Annotated in this window: 18 protein-coding genes; 4 read left to right on the forward strand and 14 right to left on the reverse strand. The window is 64.0% G+C overall.

Features of this window, described 5'->3' with window-relative positions; translation table 11 throughout:
• Window positions 1-4: 4 nt before the first annotated feature.
• Genes ACVJNE_RS03895 through bcoG form a run of 3 tightly spaced genes read right to left on the reverse strand, consistent with a single transcriptional unit; the run spans window position 5 to window position 3195 of the window.
• Window positions 5-1168, reverse strand: a complete 1164-nt coding sequence (locus tag ACVJNE_RS03895) for an acyl-CoA dehydrogenase family protein (protein WP_499563107.1) — start codon at window positions 1166-1168, stop codon at window positions 5-7.
• 4 nt (window positions 1169-1172) lie between these two features.
• Window positions 1173-2249 carry a 3-hydroxyacyl-CoA dehydrogenase NAD-binding domain-containing protein gene (locus tag ACVJNE_RS03900; RefSeq protein WP_499563109.1) on the reverse strand — a complete coding sequence of 359 codons (1077 nt, stop codon included), beginning with the start codon at window positions 2247-2249 and terminating at the stop codon, window positions 1173-1175.
• Between the two features lie 28 nt (window positions 2250-2277).
• Window positions 2278-3195, reverse strand: a complete 918-nt coding sequence (gene bcoG, locus ACVJNE_RS03905) for a 3-dehydrocarnitine:acetyl-CoA trimethylamine transferase BcoG (protein ID WP_499563111.1) — start codon at window positions 3193-3195, stop codon at window positions 2278-2280.
• 88 nt (window positions 3196-3283) lie between these two features.
• On the opposite strand from bcoG, the gene ACVJNE_RS03910 reads away from it, so the two are divergent.
• A complete protein-coding gene (locus tag ACVJNE_RS03910) occupies window positions 3284-4249 on the forward strand; it encodes a GlxA family transcriptional regulator (RefSeq protein WP_499563113.1) in 966 nt (321 codons plus the stop codon).
• Here the strand turns inward: ACVJNE_RS03910 and ACVJNE_RS03915 are convergent.
• The 7 genes from ACVJNE_RS03915 to ACVJNE_RS03945 all read right to left on the reverse strand — a co-directional run bounded on the left by ACVJNE_RS03915 (window position 4246) and on the right by ACVJNE_RS03945 (window position 12204).
• The gene (locus tag ACVJNE_RS03915; RefSeq protein WP_499563115.1) at window positions 4246-5907 is read right to left on the reverse strand and encodes an ABC transporter ATP-binding protein; all 1662 of its coding nucleotides are present in this window, start codon (window positions 5905-5907) and stop codon (window positions 4246-4248) included. The two genes, ACVJNE_RS03910 and ACVJNE_RS03915, sit on opposite strands and share 4 nt — an antisense overlap.
• A complete protein-coding gene (locus ACVJNE_RS03920; protein ID WP_499563117.1) occupies window positions 5907-6731 on the reverse strand; it encodes an ABC transporter permease in 825 nt (274 codons plus the stop codon). Before ACVJNE_RS03920 ends, ACVJNE_RS03915 begins: the two co-directional genes overlap by 1 nt.
• A 12-nt stretch (window positions 6732-6743) precedes the next feature.
• Entirely contained in the window at window positions 6744-7703 is a 960-nt protein-coding gene (locus tag ACVJNE_RS03925) for an ABC transporter permease (RefSeq protein WP_173194583.1), read from the reverse strand.
• 14 nt (window positions 7704-7717) lie between these two features.
• The gene (locus ACVJNE_RS03930; protein ID WP_444726161.1) at window positions 7718-9304 is read right to left on the reverse strand and encodes an ABC transporter substrate-binding protein; all 1587 of its coding nucleotides are present in this window, start codon (window positions 9302-9304) and stop codon (window positions 7718-7720) included.
• 302 nt (window positions 9305-9606) lie between these two features.
• Entirely contained in the window at window positions 9607-10815 is a 1209-nt protein-coding gene (gene pcaF / locus ACVJNE_RS03935; protein ID WP_499563120.1) for a 3-oxoadipyl-CoA thiolase, read from the reverse strand.
• Window position 10816: 1 nt separating this feature from the next.
• Complete coding sequence (locus ACVJNE_RS03940; protein ID WP_499563122.1) at window positions 10817-11488, reverse strand: 3-oxoacid CoA-transferase subunit B; 672 nt, start codon at window positions 11486-11488, stop codon at window positions 10817-10819.
• The gene (locus ACVJNE_RS03945; protein WP_499563124.1) at window positions 11488-12204 is read right to left on the reverse strand and encodes a 3-oxoacid CoA-transferase subunit A; all 717 of its coding nucleotides are present in this window, start codon (window positions 12202-12204) and stop codon (window positions 11488-11490) included. The genes ACVJNE_RS03940 and ACVJNE_RS03945 overlap by 1 nt, the downstream gene beginning before the upstream one ends.
• Before the next feature lie 135 nt (window positions 12205-12339).
• Between ACVJNE_RS03945 and ACVJNE_RS03950 the strand changes: the two genes are divergently transcribed.
• Window positions 12340-13131: an IclR family transcriptional regulator domain-containing protein gene (locus tag ACVJNE_RS03950; RefSeq protein ID WP_499563126.1), complete on the forward strand. Its 792-nt coding sequence runs from the start codon at window positions 12340-12342 to the stop codon at window positions 13129-13131.
• Window positions 13132-13239: 108 nt separating this feature from the next.
• On the forward strand, window positions 13240-13686 hold the full coding sequence (locus ACVJNE_RS03955) for a nuclear transport factor 2 family protein (protein ID WP_499563128.1): 447 nt from the start codon (window positions 13240-13242) through the stop codon (window positions 13684-13686).
• Between the two features lie 24 nt (window positions 13687-13710).
• Here the strand turns inward: ACVJNE_RS03955 and ACVJNE_RS03960 are convergent, their stop codons facing one another.
• From ACVJNE_RS03960 to ACVJNE_RS03975, 4 genes are all read right to left on the reverse strand, one after another.
• Entirely contained in the window at window positions 13711-13950 is a 240-nt protein-coding gene (locus ACVJNE_RS03960) for a hypothetical protein (protein ID WP_499563130.1), read from the reverse strand.
• Window positions 13951-14072: 122 nt separating this feature from the next.
• On the reverse strand, window positions 14073-15383 hold the full coding sequence (gene xylA, locus ACVJNE_RS03965) for a xylose isomerase (RefSeq protein ID WP_499563131.1): 1311 nt from the start codon (window positions 15381-15383) through the stop codon (window positions 14073-14075).
• On the reverse strand, window positions 15380-16834 hold the full coding sequence (gene xylB / locus ACVJNE_RS03970; protein WP_499563132.1) for a xylulokinase: 1455 nt from the start codon (window positions 16832-16834) through the stop codon (window positions 15380-15382). Before xylB ends, xylA begins: the two co-directional genes overlap by 4 nt.
• Before the next feature lie 103 nt (window positions 16835-16937).
• Window positions 16938-18254: a tetratricopeptide repeat protein gene (locus ACVJNE_RS03975; protein WP_499563218.1), complete on the reverse strand. Its 1317-nt coding sequence runs from the start codon at window positions 18252-18254 to the stop codon at window positions 16938-16940.
• A 233-nt stretch (window positions 18255-18487) separates the two neighbouring features.
• Here ACVJNE_RS03975 and ACVJNE_RS03980 point away from each other — a divergent pair, with 233 nt between their 5' ends.
• The gene (locus ACVJNE_RS03980) at window positions 18488-18616 is read left to right on the forward strand and encodes a hypothetical protein (protein ID WP_368803526.1); all 129 of its coding nucleotides are present in this window, start codon (window positions 18488-18490) and stop codon (window positions 18614-18616) included.
• Window positions 18617-18981: the final 365 nt, after the last annotated feature.

Genomic DNA, 18981 nt, shown 5'->3' on the forward strand with positions numbered 1-18981 from the left:
GCCTTTATCCCCCCACTTCGCGCAGCAGCGCCCGCGAAATGATGTGCCGCTGGATTTCGCTCGTTCCCTCCCAGATACGTTCAACACGCGCATCGCGCCAGATGCGCTCCAGTGGCAGCTCGTCCATCAGACCCATGCCGCCATGGATCTGGATCGCCTCGTCGGCGACGAATGCCAGCATCTCCGTGGCCTTGAGCTTGGCCATGGCCATGTCCTGATCCGTCACGGTACCTGCATCGTATTTCCAGCCTGCCTCGAACGTCAGTAGGTTCGCCGCCTTCAGCTCCATCGCCATGTCGGCGAGCTTGAAGGAGACGCCCTGGAACTTGCCGATCTGCTGCCCGAATTGCTGGCGCTGCGCTGCATAATCGATGGCGTGGCCAAGGGCCCGCTCCGCGCGGCCGAGACAGGTTGCCGCCACCTGCAATCGCGTTGCGCCGAGCCAGGAGTTCGCGACCTCGAAACCCTTGTGAACCTCGCCGAGGACCTGGGTCGCGGGCAGCCGGCAATCGTCGAACTCAAGCACCGCATTGGTATAGCCGCGATGCGAGACGTTGCGGTAGCCGTCCCGCACGGTGAAGCCGGGCGTGCCCTTGTCCACGAAGAACGCCGTGATCTTCTTGCGCTTGCCGCGAGGCGTGTCTTCCTCGCCGGTCGCCATGAACACGATGGCAAAGCCGGCGATGTCGGCATGGGAGATGAAATGCTTGGTGCCGTTGAGCACCCAGTCGTCGCCATCCTGCCGGGCCGTCGCCTTCATGCCCCGCAGGTCCGAGCCCGCGCCGGGCTCCGTCATGGCGAGACAGTCCCAGGTCTCGCCGCGCATGCATGGATGGAGATACTTTTCCCGCTGTTCGGGCGTGCCGGCGAGCAGGATGTTCGATGGCCGCGCCACGCAGGTCCAGTGCAGCGCGTAGTTGGCGCGCCCCAGCTCCTTCTCGTAGAGCAGCCATGTCAGCGTATCGAGCCCGGCACCGCCGACCTCCTCAGGCATATTGGCGGCGTAAAGCCCGGCGCGAATAGCCTTTTCCTTGATCTCGTCGATCAGCTCTCGTCGCAGCACGCCGGTGCGTTCCACCTCCGCTTCATGCGGGTAGAGCTCGTTTTCCACGAAGGCGCGCGTCGTCTCGACGATCGCGCGTTGTTCCTCGGTGAGATCGAAATTCATGGCTTCACTTCTTCTTCGCCTTGTCGGCCTTTTTGGGCTTCGTGGCCTTGGCCTTCTCGGCCGCCTTCGAAGCCTTCGGCTTGCGCGCCAGCTTCGACAGCTTCTTCGTATAGTCGTTATGCAGTTCGCCGGCGCCCCAGCCCTTGCCCTTGTTCTGCTTGCCGAGCGCTTCCATGATCGCGACCAGATTGTCGTCACGAATCTTTTCGAGCTCGCGGATCGACCAGCGGTCGGACTGATCGTCCGACTGCGTGGCAATCAGGTCGACCAGCTCGTCGTTGAATTCCGGCACATCCATCAGCTTCGTCCAGGGCCAGGAGAGGCACGGTCCGAACTGTGCCATGAAGTGGCGCATGCCGGCCTCGCCACCGGCGATGCGATAGACCTGGAACATGCCCATCTGCGCCCAGCGGAGCCCGAACGAATAGCGCATGATGTCGTCCAGCTCCTCGACGGTGCAGATGCCGTCCTTGATGAGCCAGAGCGCCTCGCGCCACATCGCCTCCAGCAGCCGGTCGCCAACAAAGGCCTCGATCTCCTTGCGGATGACCACCGGCTTCATGCCGATCCCGGCATAGTGTTCGCGCGCGAGTTCGACGGCCTCCGGCCAGGTCTGCTCGCCACCGACGATCTCGACCAGCGGCAGCAGATAGACCGGATTGAACGGATGCGCGACGACCAGCCGCTCGGGGTGCTGCTTCATCGCAACCGCCATATCGGTCGGCTTGATGCCCGAGGTGGACGACCCGACAATCGCCGATGACGGCGCATGCGCGTCGATTTCGGCCAGCACCCTGTGTTTCAGCTCCAGCCGCTCCGGCACGCTTTCCTGCACCAGATCGGCATCGGCGACCGCCTCCGCGATCGTCTTGGCGTAGGTGATCCTGCCTTCCTTCGGAAGCCCGTCGGGCAGCATCTTCCTGTAGGCCCGGCGCGCGCCTTTCAGCACCTCGCCCACTTTGCGGTCGGCTTCCGGATCGGGGTCGTAGATCGCGACGTCGATGCCGTTGAGCACCAGCCGGGCCACCCAGCCCGCGCCGATCACACCACCGCCGATACATGCTGCCTTGTTGATGGTCATTTCATCGCTCCGAGCATCCAACGAACCATCAGGCGGCAACCGGCGCCCGCTTGGTGAGGTTCAGCTTCTCCCGCACTTCCTGCGGTCCAATCACGCGCGCGCCCATATTCTCGACCACGGTCACGGCACGTTCGACAAGCTGCGCATTGGTCGCAAGCACGCCCTTGTCCAGCCAGAGATTGTCCTCCAGCCCCACGCGCACATTGCCGCCGGCCAGCACGGCGGCGGCTACATAGGCCATCTGATGACGGCCAAGCGCAAATGCCGAGAAGGTCCATTCCTTCGGAACGTTGTTCACCATCGCCATGAAGGTGTTGAGGTCGTCCGGCGCGCCCCAAGGCACACCCATGCAAAGCTGCACCAGCGCATCGGGCTCGAGCACGCCTTCCTCGACGAGTTGCTTCGCGAACCAGAGGTGGCCCGTGTCGAACGCCTCGATCTCTGGCTTGACGCCCATCTCCGTCATCATGCCGCCCATGGCGCGCAGCATACCGGGCGTGTTCGTCATCACGTAGTCAGCCTCGGCGAAGTTCATCGTGCCGCAATCAAGCGTGCAGATTTCAGGCAGGCACTGGCGCACATGCTCTACACGTTCCGAAGCGCCGGCCATGTCCGTACCGCCCGGCTTTAGCGGCAGCGGCTGCTCTGTCGAGCCGAAAACCATGTCGCCACCCATGCCGGCGGTGAGGTTGAGAACAACATCGACCTCGGCGTCCCGGATGCGCTCCGTCACCTCGCGGTAGAGCGCGATGTCGCGCCGCGGCGCGCCGGTCTCGGGATCGCGGACGTGGCAGTGCACGATTGCGGCACCGGCCTTCGCGGCATCGATTGCAGCATCGGCAATCTGCTTCGGCGATCGCGGCACGTGTGGGCTACGATCCTGCGTGCCGCCCGAGCCGGTCACGGCGCAGGTAATGAAGACGTCGCGGTTCATCGCCAGCGGCATTTGAGCCTCCCTTTTCGTTTCGCGTCAGAATGCCCGACTTGCACTGAGCCGCTTCACGATTTACGAAGTAAGATTGATGAAAAACGAAATGCAGACGATCTTTCAACCGGACACACGTCCGCTGAAACTGACGTTCCTGATCTTTACGGGCTCGTCGATCATGTGCCTCGCCTCCGCAATCGACCCGTTGCGGGCAGCCAACCGCATTGCAGGCACGAAGCTTTTCGACTGGTCGATCGTCTCGGCTGATGGCGGAGCGCCGGTTACCACCGCCGGCTTGCCAGTCGCCGTTGAAGGGCGCTTTGACCCGGCTACCAATGCCGACGTCGTCGTGGTCATCGGGGGTTTCGGCGCCCGCTTTCAGGCCAGTTCCACGCTCGTGGCTGCCCTGCGTCGCGCTGCTGGCGCCGCGCGTGCAATCGGCGGCGTGGAAGCCGGCACATGGTTGCTCGGTCGCGCCGGCCTGCTGCAGGGTCGCGCCGCCACCACGCATTGGGAAGACCTGGAGGATTTCGCGGTCGCTTTTCCCGAATGCGATGTGCGGCCGGACCGCTATGTGATCGACGGTCCCGTCTTCACCGCCGGCGGAGCCTCGCCCGTTTTCGACCTGATGCTGCATCTCATCCGCACGCGCCTCGGCATGGCGGTGGCGCTCGATGTGGCAAGCGTCTTCATCTACGACCAGGCCCGCGCCGCGACCGATGCGCAGCCGCTGGTTTCTCTGGGCCGGCTAGACGGCTACGATCCGCGGCTCGCGCAGGCGATCCGGCTGATGGAGGCCCATGTCGAGCGTCCATTGACCGTGGCAGCCATAGCGAGGCGCGCGGGCGTCACAGCGCGAACGCTGGAGAAGGTCTTTGCGGCCGCCATCGGCGAGACGCCCGGCGCATACTATCTGCGGCTGCGTCTCAACGCCGCCCGGCGCCTCGTGCTCGATACATCCGAGCCCATGACCGACATTGCCGCGCGTACCGGCTTCTCGAGCGCGGCCGCATTCAGCCGCGCTTTCTCGACCGCCTTCGGCAAGGCACCGAGTCGCATGCGCGCAGGCTAGTTGCCCGCGCTCGCCATACGCCGGCCGCCGATCGCCTTCTCCAGCCAGCCGATTTCCATCTCGGGTACCGAGGAGAGCAGGAGGTCGGTATAATCGTCGAAGGGCGGCGCCAGCACCTCGCTCTTCGAGCCGTAGCGCACGACCTCACCGCGATACATCACCGCGATGGAATCGGCGATCGACTTTACCGTCGCCAGATCGTGGGTGATGAACAGGTAGGCGACGTCCTCCTCGGCCTGCAGGTCGAGCAGCAGCCGCAGGATGCCGTGCGCCACCAGCGGGTCGAGTGCGCTGGTCACCTCGTCACAGATAATCAGCTTCGGCTTGGCGGCGAGCGCGCGGGCAATGCAGACGCGCTGCTTCTGCCCGCCCGACAGTTCGGCTGGATAGCGGTCGGCGAACCCCTTGCCCATCTCGATCTTGTCGAGCAGTTCGGCCACCGCCGCGTCTCGCTCCCTGCCCCGCATGTTGAAGTAGAATTCCAGTGGCCTGCCGATAATCGTCGCCACGGTCTGGCGCGGGTTCATCGCCACGTCCGCCATCTGGTAGATCATCTGGAGTTCGCGCAGGTCGTCGCGGGTGCGCTCGCGCAGCGCGTTGGAAAGCGTGCGCCCGTTGAACGTGATCGACCCGTTCCTCGGCGGCAGCAGTCCGGTGATGGCACGCGCCAGCGTCGATTTGCCGGAGCCGGACTCGCCGACCACCGCCAGCGTCTGGCCGGGGTGGATGTCGACCGAAACGTTCTTGAGAACGTCCATCCCGCCGCCATAGCTCGCCGTCACGTTCTGCACCGAAAGTACCGGGCTGGCGCCCGGCGTCTTCTCCTGATGCTCGATCTCGTGCACCGACACCAGCTTGTTGGTGTATTCCTGCCGCGGCTCCTTGATGATCTGGCGCGTGTCGCCCCATTCGACCAGCTTGCCGTGGCGCAGCACCATGATCTGGTCGGCGACCTGCGCAACCACCGCAAGATCGTGCGTGATATAAAGCGCCGCCACGCCGGTATCGCGGATCGCGTCCTTGATCGCTGCCAGAACGTCGATCTGCGTCGTCACGTCGAGCGCGGTCGTCGGCTCGTCGAAGACGATGAGATCGGGTTCCGAACACAGCGCCATGGCGGTCATCACGCGCTGGAGCTGGCCGCCGGAAACCTGGTGCGGATAGCGATTTCCGATATTGTCCGGATCGGGCAAGCTGAGCTTGCGGAACAGTGCGCGGGCGCGCTTCTCGGCCTCCGCCCGCGTCGCCGTCCCATGTTCCACGGTCGCCTCGACTACCTGGTCCATCAGCTTGTGCGCCGGATTGAACGCGGCTGCGGCGGACTGCGCCACATAGCAGACCTCGCGCCCGCGTATCTTGCGGATGCCGCCTTTGCCGGCCTTGAGGATGTCGCGCCCATTGAGCACGACCTCGCCACCCGTGATCCGCACGCCGCCGCGGCCATAGGCCATGGATGACAGCCCGATGGTCGACTTGCCAGCACCGGACTCGCCGATCAGCCCCAGCACCTTGCCACGCTCCAGCGTCAACGAGACGCCGTGCACGATGGTCACGTCCTTGGGATCCTCGCCCGGCGGATAGACGGTTGCCTCGATCTTCAGATCGCGAATATCGAGAAGCTTGCCGTCGTGCTGTTTCTTCACCGCTGCCTTGGCCATTATCCACGGCCTCCCTTGAGGCTCGTCGTGCGGTTGAGCACCCAGTCGGCGACGAGGTTGACGGAGATGGCGAGCGCGGCGATCGCGGCCGCCGGGATCAGCGCGGCGGGAATGCCGAACACGATGCCCTCCTTGTTTTCCTTCACCATGCCGCCCCAGTCGGCTTCCGGCGGCTGAACGCCGAGACCGAGGAAGGACAGCGCCGACAGGAACAACACCGCGTAGATGAAGCGCAAGCCGAGTTCGGAGACCAGCGGCGACAGCGCATTCGGCAGGATCTCCCGGAAGATGATCCAGCCCATGCCCTCGCCGCGCAGCTTCGCTGCCTCGACGTAGTCCATCACGTTGATGTCGACGGCGACGGCGCGCGACAGGCGGTAGACGCGTGTTGAATCCAGTATGCCCATGACAAGGATCAGCGTCAGAACGGTCGACGGCAGCACCGAAAGCACGACGAGACCGAAAATCAGCGTGGGGATCGCCATCAGCAGGTCCACCAGACGCGACATGATCGTGTCGAACCAGCCGCCCGTCACCGCCGCGGCGAAGCCGAGGATGGCGCCCAGCGAAAACGACAGCGCGGTCGCCATGGCGGCGATGAACACGGTCGTGCGTGCACCGTAGATCATACGCGAAAGCAGGTCGCGGCCGAGATTGTCGGTGCCGAGCCAGTATTGCGACGACATCGGCTCCCACACGCCGCCGACGATCTGCGCCTTGCCGTAAGGCGCGATCCACGGCGCGAAGATCGCCGAGAACAGGAAGAGCCCGGTGACGATGAGGCCGATCCAGGCGCTCGGCGTGATATTCCTGAGATCAAACATGTCCGCCCCCGCTCACTTCGGATGCCGCAGGCGCGGATTGGCCACGATGGCTGCGATGTCGGCGATTATGTTGAGCCCTATATAGACGGCCGCGAAGATCAGCCCCACGGCCTGAACCACCGGCACGTCGCGCTTGGTGACGTGATCGACCAGATATTGACCCATGCCCGGATAGACGAAGATCACTTCGATCACGACGACGCCGACAACGAGAAACGCCAGATTGAGCATCACCACGTTGACGATGGGCGCGATGGCGTTCGGAAACGCGTGGCGGCGAATGATGTCGAGCTGCGACAGCCCCTTCAACTCCGCCGTCTCGATATAGGCGGACTGCATGACGTTGAGGATCGCGGCGCGCGTCATGCGCATCATGTGCGCGAGAACGACGAGGGTCAGAGCGGTTGCCGGCAGCGCGATCGCTTTCATCCTTTCCAGGAAGGGCATGCCGTCATAGACGGTCGAAATGCCCGGAAACCATTGCAGCTTCACTGCGAAGAAGAAAACCAGCAGGTAGCCGACGAAGAACTCCGGCAGCGAGGTCGAAGCCAGCGCAAAGCCGGAGATCGCCTTGTCGACCGGCCCATTGCGGTACCGCACCGCGAGCAGGCCGAGAATGATGGCCAGCGGCACCGAAACGGCCGCAGCCCAGAAGGCAAGGAACAGCGTGTTCCACAGCCGTCCACCGATCGCCGTGGCGATATCCTGGCGACTGGTCATGGCCGTACCGAAGTCGCCGGTCACCACACCACCCAGCCACTGGAAATAGCGCACGATTGCCGGCTGGTTGAGCCCGAGCTCCTCGCGCAGGTTGGCGAGCGCTTCCGGCGTGGCAGACTGGCCGAGAATGGCCTGCGCCACATCGCCCGGCAGAATCTGCGTTCCGGCAAAGATCAGGACGGAAACTGCCAAGAGGAGAAGGATGCCCAGCGCGATGCGCTGGGCAATGAGTTTGAGAATGGGTGACCCCATGTGCCTGCCCCCGGTCAGGCCATCAGCCAGCACTTGGAAAGTGCATAACCACCCATCATTTCCTGGTTGCCGTCATTGACCCAGCCGCCAACCTTTTCGGACGTCGCGTCAATGAAGTCGTTGAACATCGGCACGATCACGCCGCCCTCTGCATTGAGCATGACGTTCATGTCGCGGTAGATCGCCTTGCGCTTGGCTTCATCGAGTTCCGAGCGCGCCGTGAACAGCATCTTGTCGAAATCGTCGCGGAAGAAGCGGGTGTCGTTCCAGTCGGCGCTCGACAGATAGGCTGTCGTGAACATCTGGTCCTGCGTCGGCCGACCACCCCAGTAGGATGCCGAGAACGGCTGGACGTTCCAAACTTCGGACCAGTAGCCGTCGCCCGGCTCGCGGCGGATGTCGATGGTGATGCCGGCCGCCGCAGCGCTCTGCTGGTAGAGCTGTGCCGCGTCGACAGCGCCCGGGAAGGCGACGTCCGAGGTCCGCAGCAGGACGGGACCCTCGTGACCCGACTTCTCGAAGTGGAACTTCGCCTTGTCCGGATCGTAGGTGCGCTGCTCGATGTCGTCGGAGAACAGCGGATAGGACGAGTTGATCGGCGTGTCGTTGCCGATCGAGCCGTAGCCATGCAGGATCTTCTCGACCATCTCCTCGCGGTTGATGGCGTATTTCAGCGCCAGCCGCAGGTCGTTGTTGTCGAACGGCGCGGTGTTGCAGTGGGCGATGAACACGTAGTGCCCCTTGCCCGCCACGTTGCGGATTTCCACGCCGGGCACCCGGCTGATCATGCTGACGATGCGCGGCTCGACGCGGTTGATCATGTGCACCTGGCCGCCCTGAAGCGCCGAGGTGCGGGCTGTGGCGTCGTTGATGACGATGATCTCGATCTGGTCGGCAAAACCGCGATCCTCGCGCCAGTAGTTGGCGAATTTCTCGCCGACATGGCGCACGCCCGGCTCGTTCACGGCCACCTTGTACGGACCCGTTCCGACGCCTTCTGTCGGATTGTCCTTGCCGCCGTTCGGCTGGATCATCAGGTGGTAGTCGTCAAGCATGTACGGAAGGTCGGCATTGCCTTCCTTGAGCGTGATGATGACCTCGTTGCCGCTCGCGCGGACGTCCTCGATGCCGCGCATGATGCCGAGCGCACCGGACTGCGAGTCCTCGTTGGAATGCCGCTCGAGCGTAGCGACGACGTCTTCCGCGGTAACCGTCTTGCCGTTGTGGAACTCGACGCCCTGCCTGATCTTGAAGGTCCACTGCTTGGCGTCATCGGACGCGCCCCATTCCTCGGCGATGCAGGGCTCGACGGTGCCGTCGGGCGATAGCTGCACCATCTGCTCGCCCCACTGGCGGCCAAACTTGTAGGGCACCTGGCTCTGCCAGGACGCGGGATCGAGGCTGTTGGTGGATTCGCCACCCTGCATGCCCGCCTTGAGCACACCGCCGCGAACCGGCTCCTGCGCATGCGCGGCGCTGGAAAGCAGCGAGCCGGCGAAGGCGGAGCTCACGCCCAGTGCGGCAGCACGCCCGAGGAAGTCACGGCGGCTCAGCTTGCCGGCGGCAACCCTGCGGCTCAAATAGTCGAGTTCATTTGACATGTATTATGGTCCTCGCTCCTCTGGGGGTGTCGTTCTGATATCCGGGCATCACTGCACGTGCCCAGCTTTCGCCATAATGAGGGCAAGTCACGACATCCGACAAGACAATCTGCGACATTACTTGGCGCAATTGTTGCGCCATGACTGTCACAATGATGTGTGGGCATCAACCGAATCGATACCGGGCTGTTGGATCGCGCGGATTGGTTGCCGGGGTCAACCGCAAGGCACCAAAAGATATGAAAAGGGCCGCCGCTAAACGCGGCGGCCCCAACAGAATCAAGAGCTAAACTGCTTGTTTATCAGGCTTTTTCCAGAGCTACGGCAATGCCCTGTCCGACACCGATGCACATCGTTGCCAGCGCAAGTTTCCCGCCGCGCTCTACGAGCTCGAGCGCAGCCGTACCCGATATGCGCGCGCCCGACATGCCGAGCGGATGGCCCAGCGCAATCGCCCCGCCGTTCGGATTCACGTGCTGCGCGTCCTCGGAAATACCGAGGTCGCGCAGCACGGCTATGCCTTGGGAGGCGAAGGCTTCGTTGAGTTCGATCACGTCGAAACCGGACGGCTTGATGCCGAGGCGGGCGCACAGCTTCTTGGTCGCCGGCGCCGGGCCGATACCCATGATGCGAGGCTCCACACCGGCGGTCGCGCCCCCCAGCACGCGCGCAATCGGCGTAAGCCCATACTTACGAATGGCGGCCTCGGAGGCGACGATCAGCGCCGCTGCCCCGTCATTGACGCCCGATGCATTGCCGGCCGTCACCGTGCCGCCCTCTTTCTTGAAAGGCGTCCCAAGCTTGGCCAGCGCCTCCACCGTGGTGCCGGCACGCGGATGCTCGTCCTTATCCACCACCACCGGGTCACCTTTGCGCTGCGGGATCGTCACAGGCACGATCTCCTTCGCGAGCCGGCCGTTGGCCTGCGCGGCCACCGCCTTTTCCTGGCTGCGCACGGCGAATGCGTCCTGATCCGCCCGCGAGACACCAAACTGTTCGGCGACGTTTTCGCCCGTCTCGGGCATGGAATCGACGCCATACTGCTTTTTCATCAGCGGATTGACGAACCGCCAGCCGATAGTGGTGTCGTAGATTTCGGCGTTGCGCGAAAATGCCGTGTCCGCCTTGGGCATGACAAAGGGCGCGCGGCTCATCGATTCTACGCCACCGGCGATCATCAATTCGGCCTCACCCGCTTTGATGGCACGAGCGCAGATCGTCAGCGCATCCATGCCGGACCCGCAAAGCCGGTTGACCGTCGAGCCGGGCACAGCTTGAGGCAGGCCCGCTAGCAGCAGCGCCATCCTTGCAACGTTGCGATTGTCCTCGCCGGCCTGATTGGCGCAGCCGTAGATCACGTCGTCGACCGCTTCCCAGTCGATGGCGGCATTGCGTTCCATCAGCGCGCGGAGGGGCACCGCGCCGAGATCGTCGGTGCGCACCGAGGAAAGCGACCCGCCGAAACGGCCGATCGGAGTACGCACATAATCGCAGATATAGGCTTCGCTCATCTCACACCTCCGGAACGACAAGATCTTTGACAGTGCCTTCGACCGACAGCTCCGCCTCGGTCAAGGCCTGAAGTTCATCAAGGCTCATGCCCGGCAGCTTTTCGCGCAATACGAAGCGGCCATCCCTGATATCGACGACGGCAAGGCTGGTATAGACCGTCGTCACGCAGGCAACGCCGGTCAGCGGCAGGCGGCATTTCTTGAGCAGCTTGGGCGCGCCCTTCTTGGTCACATGGTCGGTGACGACCCACACTTGCTTGGCGCCGTGGACGAGGTCCATCGCGCCACCCACGGCTGGCACCGAACCGGGTCCCGTGCTCCAGTTGGCGAGGTCGCCGTTCTCGGAAATCTCGTAGGCGCCAAGCACGGCCACATCGAGATGGCCGCCGCGCACCATGGCAAACGAGTCGGCGTGATGGAAGAACGATGCGCCGTCGTTGAGCGTGACCGCCTTCTTGCCGGCATTGATGAGGTCCCAGTCTTCCTGACCGGCCGGAGGCGCCTCGCCGAAATCGAGCACGCCGTTTTCGGTGTGATAGATGACCTCGCGCCCCTTTGGCTTGAACTTGGCGATCATCTCCGGAAAGCCGATGCCGAGATTGACATAGGCGCCGTCGGGCAGGTCCTGCGCCGCCCTCCATGCGATCTGGGCGTTGGAAAGCTTTGTCGTCATCAGTTCGCTCCCTCGCGCAGCAGAGCCTCTTCCTGTTGGGGATCCGACACCTCGACAACGCGGTTAACGAAAATTCCCGGTGTGACGATGTGCTCGGGGTCAATTTCGCCCGGCTCGACGATGCGGCTTGCCTGCACGATCGTCGTCTTCGCCGCCATCGCCATCAGCGGCGAGAAATTGCGCGCGGCCTTGCGGTAGGTCAGGTTGCCCTTGCGATCGGCAAGTTCCGCCTTGATGAGGGCCACGTCGGCTTTCAGCCAGCGTTCCTGGACATAGCTGCGACCCTCGAATTCGGCCACCGGCTTGCCTTCGGCAACATCGGTCCCAAAGCTCGACGGCGTGTAGAAGGCGGGAATGCCGGCACCACCTGCGCGAATGCGCTCCGCCAGCGTGCCCTGCGGCACCAGTTCCAGCCCGATCTCTCCGGCTAGATATTTGTCCGTGAAGGCCTTCGGATCGGACGATCGCGGAAACGAACAGACCATCTTCGCCACCATGCCCGCATAGATCATCGCGGCGATGCCGACAGCGCCGTTACCCGCATTGTTGTTGATCACGGTGAGCGAGCCCGGTGAGCCGGTCTTCTTGTAGATATCCACCAGCGCGTGGATCAGCTCGATCGGCGCGCCGGCACCGCCGAAGCCGCCGATCATGACGGCCATGCCGTCTTCTATCCCGGCCAGAGCATCCTCGATGCTCGGACTAATCTTGTTCATACGTGATCCTGCCCTTCGTCGGGCGCCGCTCCCCTGGACACGGTCACCAAGGTTCCCGCCAGATTCCGCAAGCACCGCCTGCCTTCAACAAAGTTCGCATTGCGAACAAATGTTCTATATGCGATACATCGATAGATGAAGCACGATGGTGAGTCAATCGAACGGGAAGCGGGGCGCGACATCGTCGGGTCCTTCGCGCGCGGCTTGGTGGTGATGGAAATACTCGCTGCCCACCCTGCAGGCCTGACGTTGACCGAGATGGCGGAACGGGCCGAATTGACGCGTGCCGGCGCGCGCCGGTTCCTGCTGACCATGGTGGCTGCCGGATACGCCATCCAGGACGGCCGAAAATTCCTGCTTTCGCCCCGCCTGATCTCCGTGGCGCGGAGCTGGCTTTCCGGCTCGTCCCTGTGGACCTTCGCCGAACCATACATGCGCGCCGTTTCGCACGCGCTGAACGAATCCTGCTCGGCCGCCATTCTGGTGGATGAAGATGTCGTCTACGTCGCGCGTGTCGCCGGCAGGCGCATCGTTTCGGTCGGCCTTCATGTCGGCACGCGTCTGCCCGCTCATTGCACGTCGATGGGCCGCATCCTGCTTTCGGGCCTGTCGCCGACGGAACTAGATGCCTTCCTCGGCAAGGCGGCGATCCGCGCCAATACACCCAAGACCGTGACGGACCGCGCAGAACTTGCGCGGCTTATCCGGCAGGCGGGCGAAGACGGATACGCCGCGATCGATGAGGAACTGGAAATCGGCCTGCGCTCCATCGCCGTGCCGATCCGCGACCGGTCCGGCCGCGTCGTCGCTGCCATAAACGTCTCGACGCAGTCCGCCCGCACGCCCATGGAGGAGATGGAGCGCACCTTCCTGCCGCACCTGCGCGAAGCGGCCTCCCGCATTGAGGACTTCTTCGTCGTCGAATAAGGCACGACTGACCCTGTCAGGAGAAACCATCCCGGCAACGATTCGGGGTGGCGTCGAGGCCGCCCCCGTGCCAACCCTTCAGCGGTTTCCAGACGGCAAGGAATGACGATGACCCCCGATGAGGCAGAAACCTTCGTACTCAGTTTCGAGGCGGCCTGGGCCGCGCGCGACGGCTATGCGATGCGCCGGCTCTGGCACGCTGACGGCCTTCTGTTCACGCCAGTAGTCGACCGACCCGTATCACCCCACGAGCTGCCGAAGCTCGTCGCGGCACAAATCCGCATCGCGCCGGACCTTGCCTGGCACCTGCTCGATTGGGCAATGCGGGGATCGCTCATCTATGTCGAGTGGCGTGTAACCCAGACAATTGCCGGCACGCCGACCGAATGGCGCGGCATGGACCGTTTCCTGCTGGAAGACGCCAGGATCCGCGAGGAGCACGTCTTTGCCGACACGACGCCGATGCGTCTGATGTCGATGGCCGATGCCGATCGCGAACGCTTGGCCGCCGCGAGCAAGGCAAGCGTGTCGCCCACACCGATGATCCGCCTCTAGACCATGCGGGATTGTTCCGGTGGATTACGCTGCGTCGCGCGTGGCGTTGTCTCGCGCTGCGATCGTCACCCGCATCTTGTGTGCCAGCGCGGCCTGGAAGCCACCGCTCATCGCGCGCCGCGCCCTATCAGGCTCGTTGCCGTTAGCCGCCTCATCGGCAAGCGCGAGCAACGCATCGACGAACGAGCCGCCGGGTGCGACCAGCGCCTCGACAAGAGCGTCTTCGCGACTGTCTCCGGTGCTATGTACTTCGGTGCGTTCCATAGGCGCGAAAATACAGCGCCGCCCATGACGGAACGAAGACACGAAAAAGGCAATGTCGGGGCCGTTTGGAGACGTTTCTTCCCGGCCCCGACAATTTGGTAAACAGCGCTTCCAGCAGCCCGTCAGACGTAGCGGTTGACCACGTTTTCCAGCCACTCCTGCCGGCCGGAGCGCGGCTGCGGTTCGATGCCCTCGGACAGCACGCGCGCCGAGATATCCTCCAGCGTGCGCTTGCCCTCCAGCATCGCCTGGGCCTCAGTATTCTCCCATCCGGCGTAGCGATCGGCCAGCGGCCCGGACAGCGCCTTGTCCTCGATCATCCGCGCCGCCGCCTTGAGCCCGCGCGCGCAGCAGTCGATGCCACCGATATGGGCGACCAGCAGGTCGTCCGGGTCGAGCGACTGGCGCCGCAGCTTGGCATCGAAATTGGTGCCGCCCGTGGTGAACCCGCCGGCAAGCAGGATCTGATAATAAGCCAGCGCCATCTCCGGCACGTTGTTGGGAAACTGGTCGGTGTCCCAGCCGGACTGGTAGTCGTTGCGATTCATGTCGATCGAGCCGAAGATGCCGAGCGCATTGGCAAGCGCCAGCTCGTGCTCGAAGGAGTGGCCGGCGAGGATCGCATGGCCCTGCTCGATGTTGACCTTGACTTCGTTCTCCAGCCCATACCGCTTCAGGAAGCCGTAGACGGTGGCGACGTCGAAATCATACTGGTGCTTGGTCGGCTCCTGCGGCTTCGGTTCGATCAGGATCGCGCCCTTGAAACCGATACGGTGCTTGTAGTCGACCACCATCGACAGGAACCGCCCCATCTGGTCGAGCTCTCGGCTCAACTCGGTGTTCAGCAGCGTTTCGTAGCCCTCACGCCCGCCCCACAGGACATAGTTTTCGCCGCCGAGCCGCTTGGTGACGTCGATGCAGCTCTTCACCGTGGCAGCGGCGTAGGCGAAGACGTCGGGGTCGGGGTTGGTCGCAGCACCCGCCATATAGCGGCGGTTGGAGAAAAGGTTCGCGGTGCCCCACAGCAGCCGCGTGCCGGTCTGCTCCATCTTGCCGGCAAAGTAGTCGGCAATCTCGTCCAGCCGCGCGATGCTTTCCTTGAGCGTATCGCTTTCAGGCCGCACGTCGGCATCGTGGAAGCAGTAATAGGGGGTGCCGAGAGCGGAGAACATCTCGAAAGCCACGTCGGCCTTATGCTTCGCGAGTTCCATCGTGTCGCCGAACCAAGGGCGTTCGAAGGTCTGACCACCGAACGGATCACCACCCGGCCAGGTGAAAGAGTGCCAGTAGGCGACGGCGAAGCGCAGATGGTCCTCCAGCCGCTTGCCGAGCACCATTTCGTCGGGATCGTAATGGCGGTAGGCGAGAGGGTTGGTGGATTCCGGCCCCTCATATTTCACCCTGGCGATGTCGCCGAAAAATCCGGTGCTCACGATGAAACTCCTCTGATTGCAGGATAAAGCGCGCGGTAGCGCCGATACGCATCCTCGTAGGCCTGCGACAGCCCCGCATCCGGCTCAATGGTCTCGGCCGTCGCGGGCGGCACGGAGACCGAGAGCGGGTCCGCCTTCTCCGCCGCGATCAGCCCGAGCCGGGCAGCGCCGAATGCAGCGCCGAAATCGCCATCCGCCGGAATGTCGACAGGAATACCAAGCGCCGTAGCGATAGCCTTGAGCCAGTAACGCGAGCGCGAGCCGCCGCCGATCGCGGTCACCCGCGAGAGATCAGTTCCCGCAGCGTGGAGCGCTTCGAGGCTGTCGCGAAACGCGAAGGCCACACCTTCCACCACCGCCTGCGTGAGCGCCGAACGGCCAGACTGATGCGAGAGACCGGAAAAGGCGCCACGGATCGTGGCGTCGTTGTGCGGCGTGCGCTCCCCCGAAAGATAGGGCAGGAAGGTGACGCCGCTGGGCGCATGCAACTGCGCGCCGAGTTCGTCGGTCAGCTCCTTTGCGCTGCGGCCGGTGATGTCCTCCAGCCAGTTCAGCGAATCTGTCGCGGAAAGGATGACGCCCATCTGGTGCCAGGTTTCCGGCAGTGCGTGGCAGAACGCATGTACGGCGCTCTCCGGGTTCGGCAGATAGCGCGCATTGGCCGCAAACAGCACACCCGACGTGCCCAGCGACACGAACGCCTGGTCGCCGCGCACCGCGCCCATGCCGCAGGCCGAGGCCGCATTGTCCCCCGCTCCGCCTGCGACGACCACATTGCCGCCCATGCCCCAGCGCGCGGCAAGCGAGGCCTTCAGCGTTCCGGCCGGATCCGTGCCCTCCACGAGCGCCGGCATATGGCTTTCATCGAGATCGGTGGCGGCAAGCAGGTCGGCCGACCACGCGCGCGCCCCAACATCCAGCCACGAGGTTCCGGCCGAATCCGACATCTCGGAGATGAACTCGCCGGTCAGCCACAGTCTCAGATAGTCCTTGGGCAGAAGCACCTTGGCGACCCTGGCGAACACATCCGGTTCGTTGTCCTTCACCCAGGCGAGCTTGGGTGCCGTAAACCCCGGAAAGACGATGTTGCCGGTGATCGCACGAAAGCGCGTATCCGCATCGAGCCGCGCGGCCTGTTGATGGCTGCGCGTGTCGTTCCACAGGATGCAGGGCCGCAACACCGCACCTGCCGGATCCAGCAGCGTCGCCCCATGCATCTGTCCGGAAAGTCCGATGCCTCTGATCGCCGCAACGTCTGCCGGATGCGAGGCCTTCAGCCTGCCGACCGCCTCTTCCGTAGCGCTTATCCAGTCGGCGGGGTCCTGTTCCGACCAGCCGTCATGCGGGCGCGATACGTCGAGCGCCGCAGTCGCCGAAGCGATGACCGCCTGATCGCCGTCTATCAGAAGCGCCTTGACGCCGGACGTGCCGAGGTCGAGCCCGAGATACATTGGAATGGTCCTCCCCGGTGGACTTCTTCATGGTCCGCCGAGTGGCACCATAGCGCGGAACCGATTTATTTCGCAATCCGCAAAAAATCGGAAGCCGATGCAATCAGGCCGCGACCAGCCCCGCGCGGCGGGCAAAGAGCTGCGACAACGGGCTATCGGGCCGGGCGTCACGGCGCTCTGCCGCGAGCGCCGCCGAAAGCGCCTGGTTACCGGCGCGAAACGCCGCCTCGATCAGCGTCAGGTCGATCACGTCGCGCTGGGCATGGCTGCCGCCGAAGCGATGGGCGATACCGCGTAGGGGCTTGAGCAGGCGCACCGTCTCGCCATAGTCGCCCTCGCCGAAGGCAAGAATGGCGCGCGTGACCGGCTGGCCGACATCGCGGGTGAAGGCGGCATTGTCACCTTCCTCTCCGATCGCGGCATCCTGGGCAGCCAGCAGCCGCCGGGCGAGGTCGGACCGGTTTGCGCCGACAAAGGCCATCATCGCATGGGCGTCGTTGAAGGCGTAGTTGGCAGAACCTGCATGCGGCTCCCAGTTGGCAGCCAGTGCGGCCCAGCGATTGCCGACATCGACGCCGCCGAGATGCAGCCGCCACAAAAGCGCTGACGCGTCCACCATGTTCAGCGCGATGGTCGATTGCGCGCCGAAGATCGGGCCGTCATAGAGCGAAAGCACCTCATCGGCCTCGCCCAGCTCGAAATGGTAGAGTGCGAGGTGCCACCAGTTATGCACCTGGAGGAAGCTGTCCTTCGTCCAGTTGTCGGTGTTGGTTCGCATCCAGGCGATGCCGTCGCGCTGCCGGCACTGCATTTCCATCACATGGGCGACAGCGTGCTGCGCCCAGCCGTCGCGTGGTTCCAGCTCCACGGCACGGCGTCCCTGCGCTTCGGCCCTTGCATAGTCGGCTGTTTCCTCCAGCCCGAACGCATGCATGCCGAGCATGGCGTGATAGCCGGGCATCGCCTCATCCCAGGCCGGCAGAGCCCGCGCTATGCGGTCGCGCAGCATGCGCGCATTGCCGGTGAAGAAGTCGATCTGGTGTCCTGCCTGAAGCGCCAGCGCATCGCGCGGCTCGTCGATGGTCAGGTCCTCGAGCAGTTGCGAGGCGCTGTGCCAGCGCCCCGCGGCCAGCTCGCCGAGCGCGGCCACATGGCGCCGCTCCCGCCCGGTCGCCGGCAACGCACGCGCGGCCTCGAAACAGCCTTGCGTAACCGGCTGGGCGGCCCGCTCGGTCGACAGACCGTAGAGATAACCCTTCAGCACATACGCCATGACGAAATCCGGATCGCTCGCCAGCGCCCGGTCGAGCGCTGCGATCGGATCGCCGATGAAGCATTGAAGACCGCGCAGCGCCTCGTGATACGGCTCTAGGCTGGCGGCGCTCGCTCCGCTGAGAGAAAGGCCGAGATTATCCGTGATCGGCAAGGCATGCACTCCGGCTGATTGGCCAGGCACACTAGCCGAACATCCCGGTAGCGACCAAGTAGGTTCCGGAGCGTCGGCTACGGTCACGCCGCGGCTAGCGGCACTCGACCCTGACGCGACCGGTCCCGGTTGCCATCGGTCCGCAACTCACCGTGGAGGCCAATGGTTCAACCTGTGCCATCGACGACGTCGTCGTCCGCCGTGCGGCCCGATAAACGGGCGGCGGATTGAACGCTTCCGGCGGCGGTTCAGGCGAAGGCGCCGGCCTGTATCGCAGCGTATCGCTTGGCTGGTGCCGAACCGGCTCGAACATGACGACCGGCACCGGTCCGGCCCGGCCGATCGTCGGTGCGTAGCCCGGCTGGATACTACCGTCGGATGTCCGCACACAGCCGGTAGTCGCTGTCGCGAGCATCGCGGCACAAATGGGAGTCGTGAACCACAGCTTCATCTGCATTACCTGAACTGCAATCCCGCCCCACCGCCGTATCTGCGGCGGGAAAGTGGCGAGATTGTGCAAGCTGCAACGCTCGACTGCGGCTGCCATTTCGGATCATCAGGATAGTTGCAGAAGGCACACACTAGCGCAGAGCGAGGAGGCTACTGCTTGAATTTCGGAGATGGAAAATCTGGTACGCCCAAGGGGAATCGAACCCCTGTTTGCGCCGTGAGAGTGCGTAAAGGAATGAGATTTGCCTACGTATGTTTGCGCCCAGCAACG

The organism is Mesorhizobium sp. DxT (genome assembly GCF_058448885.1).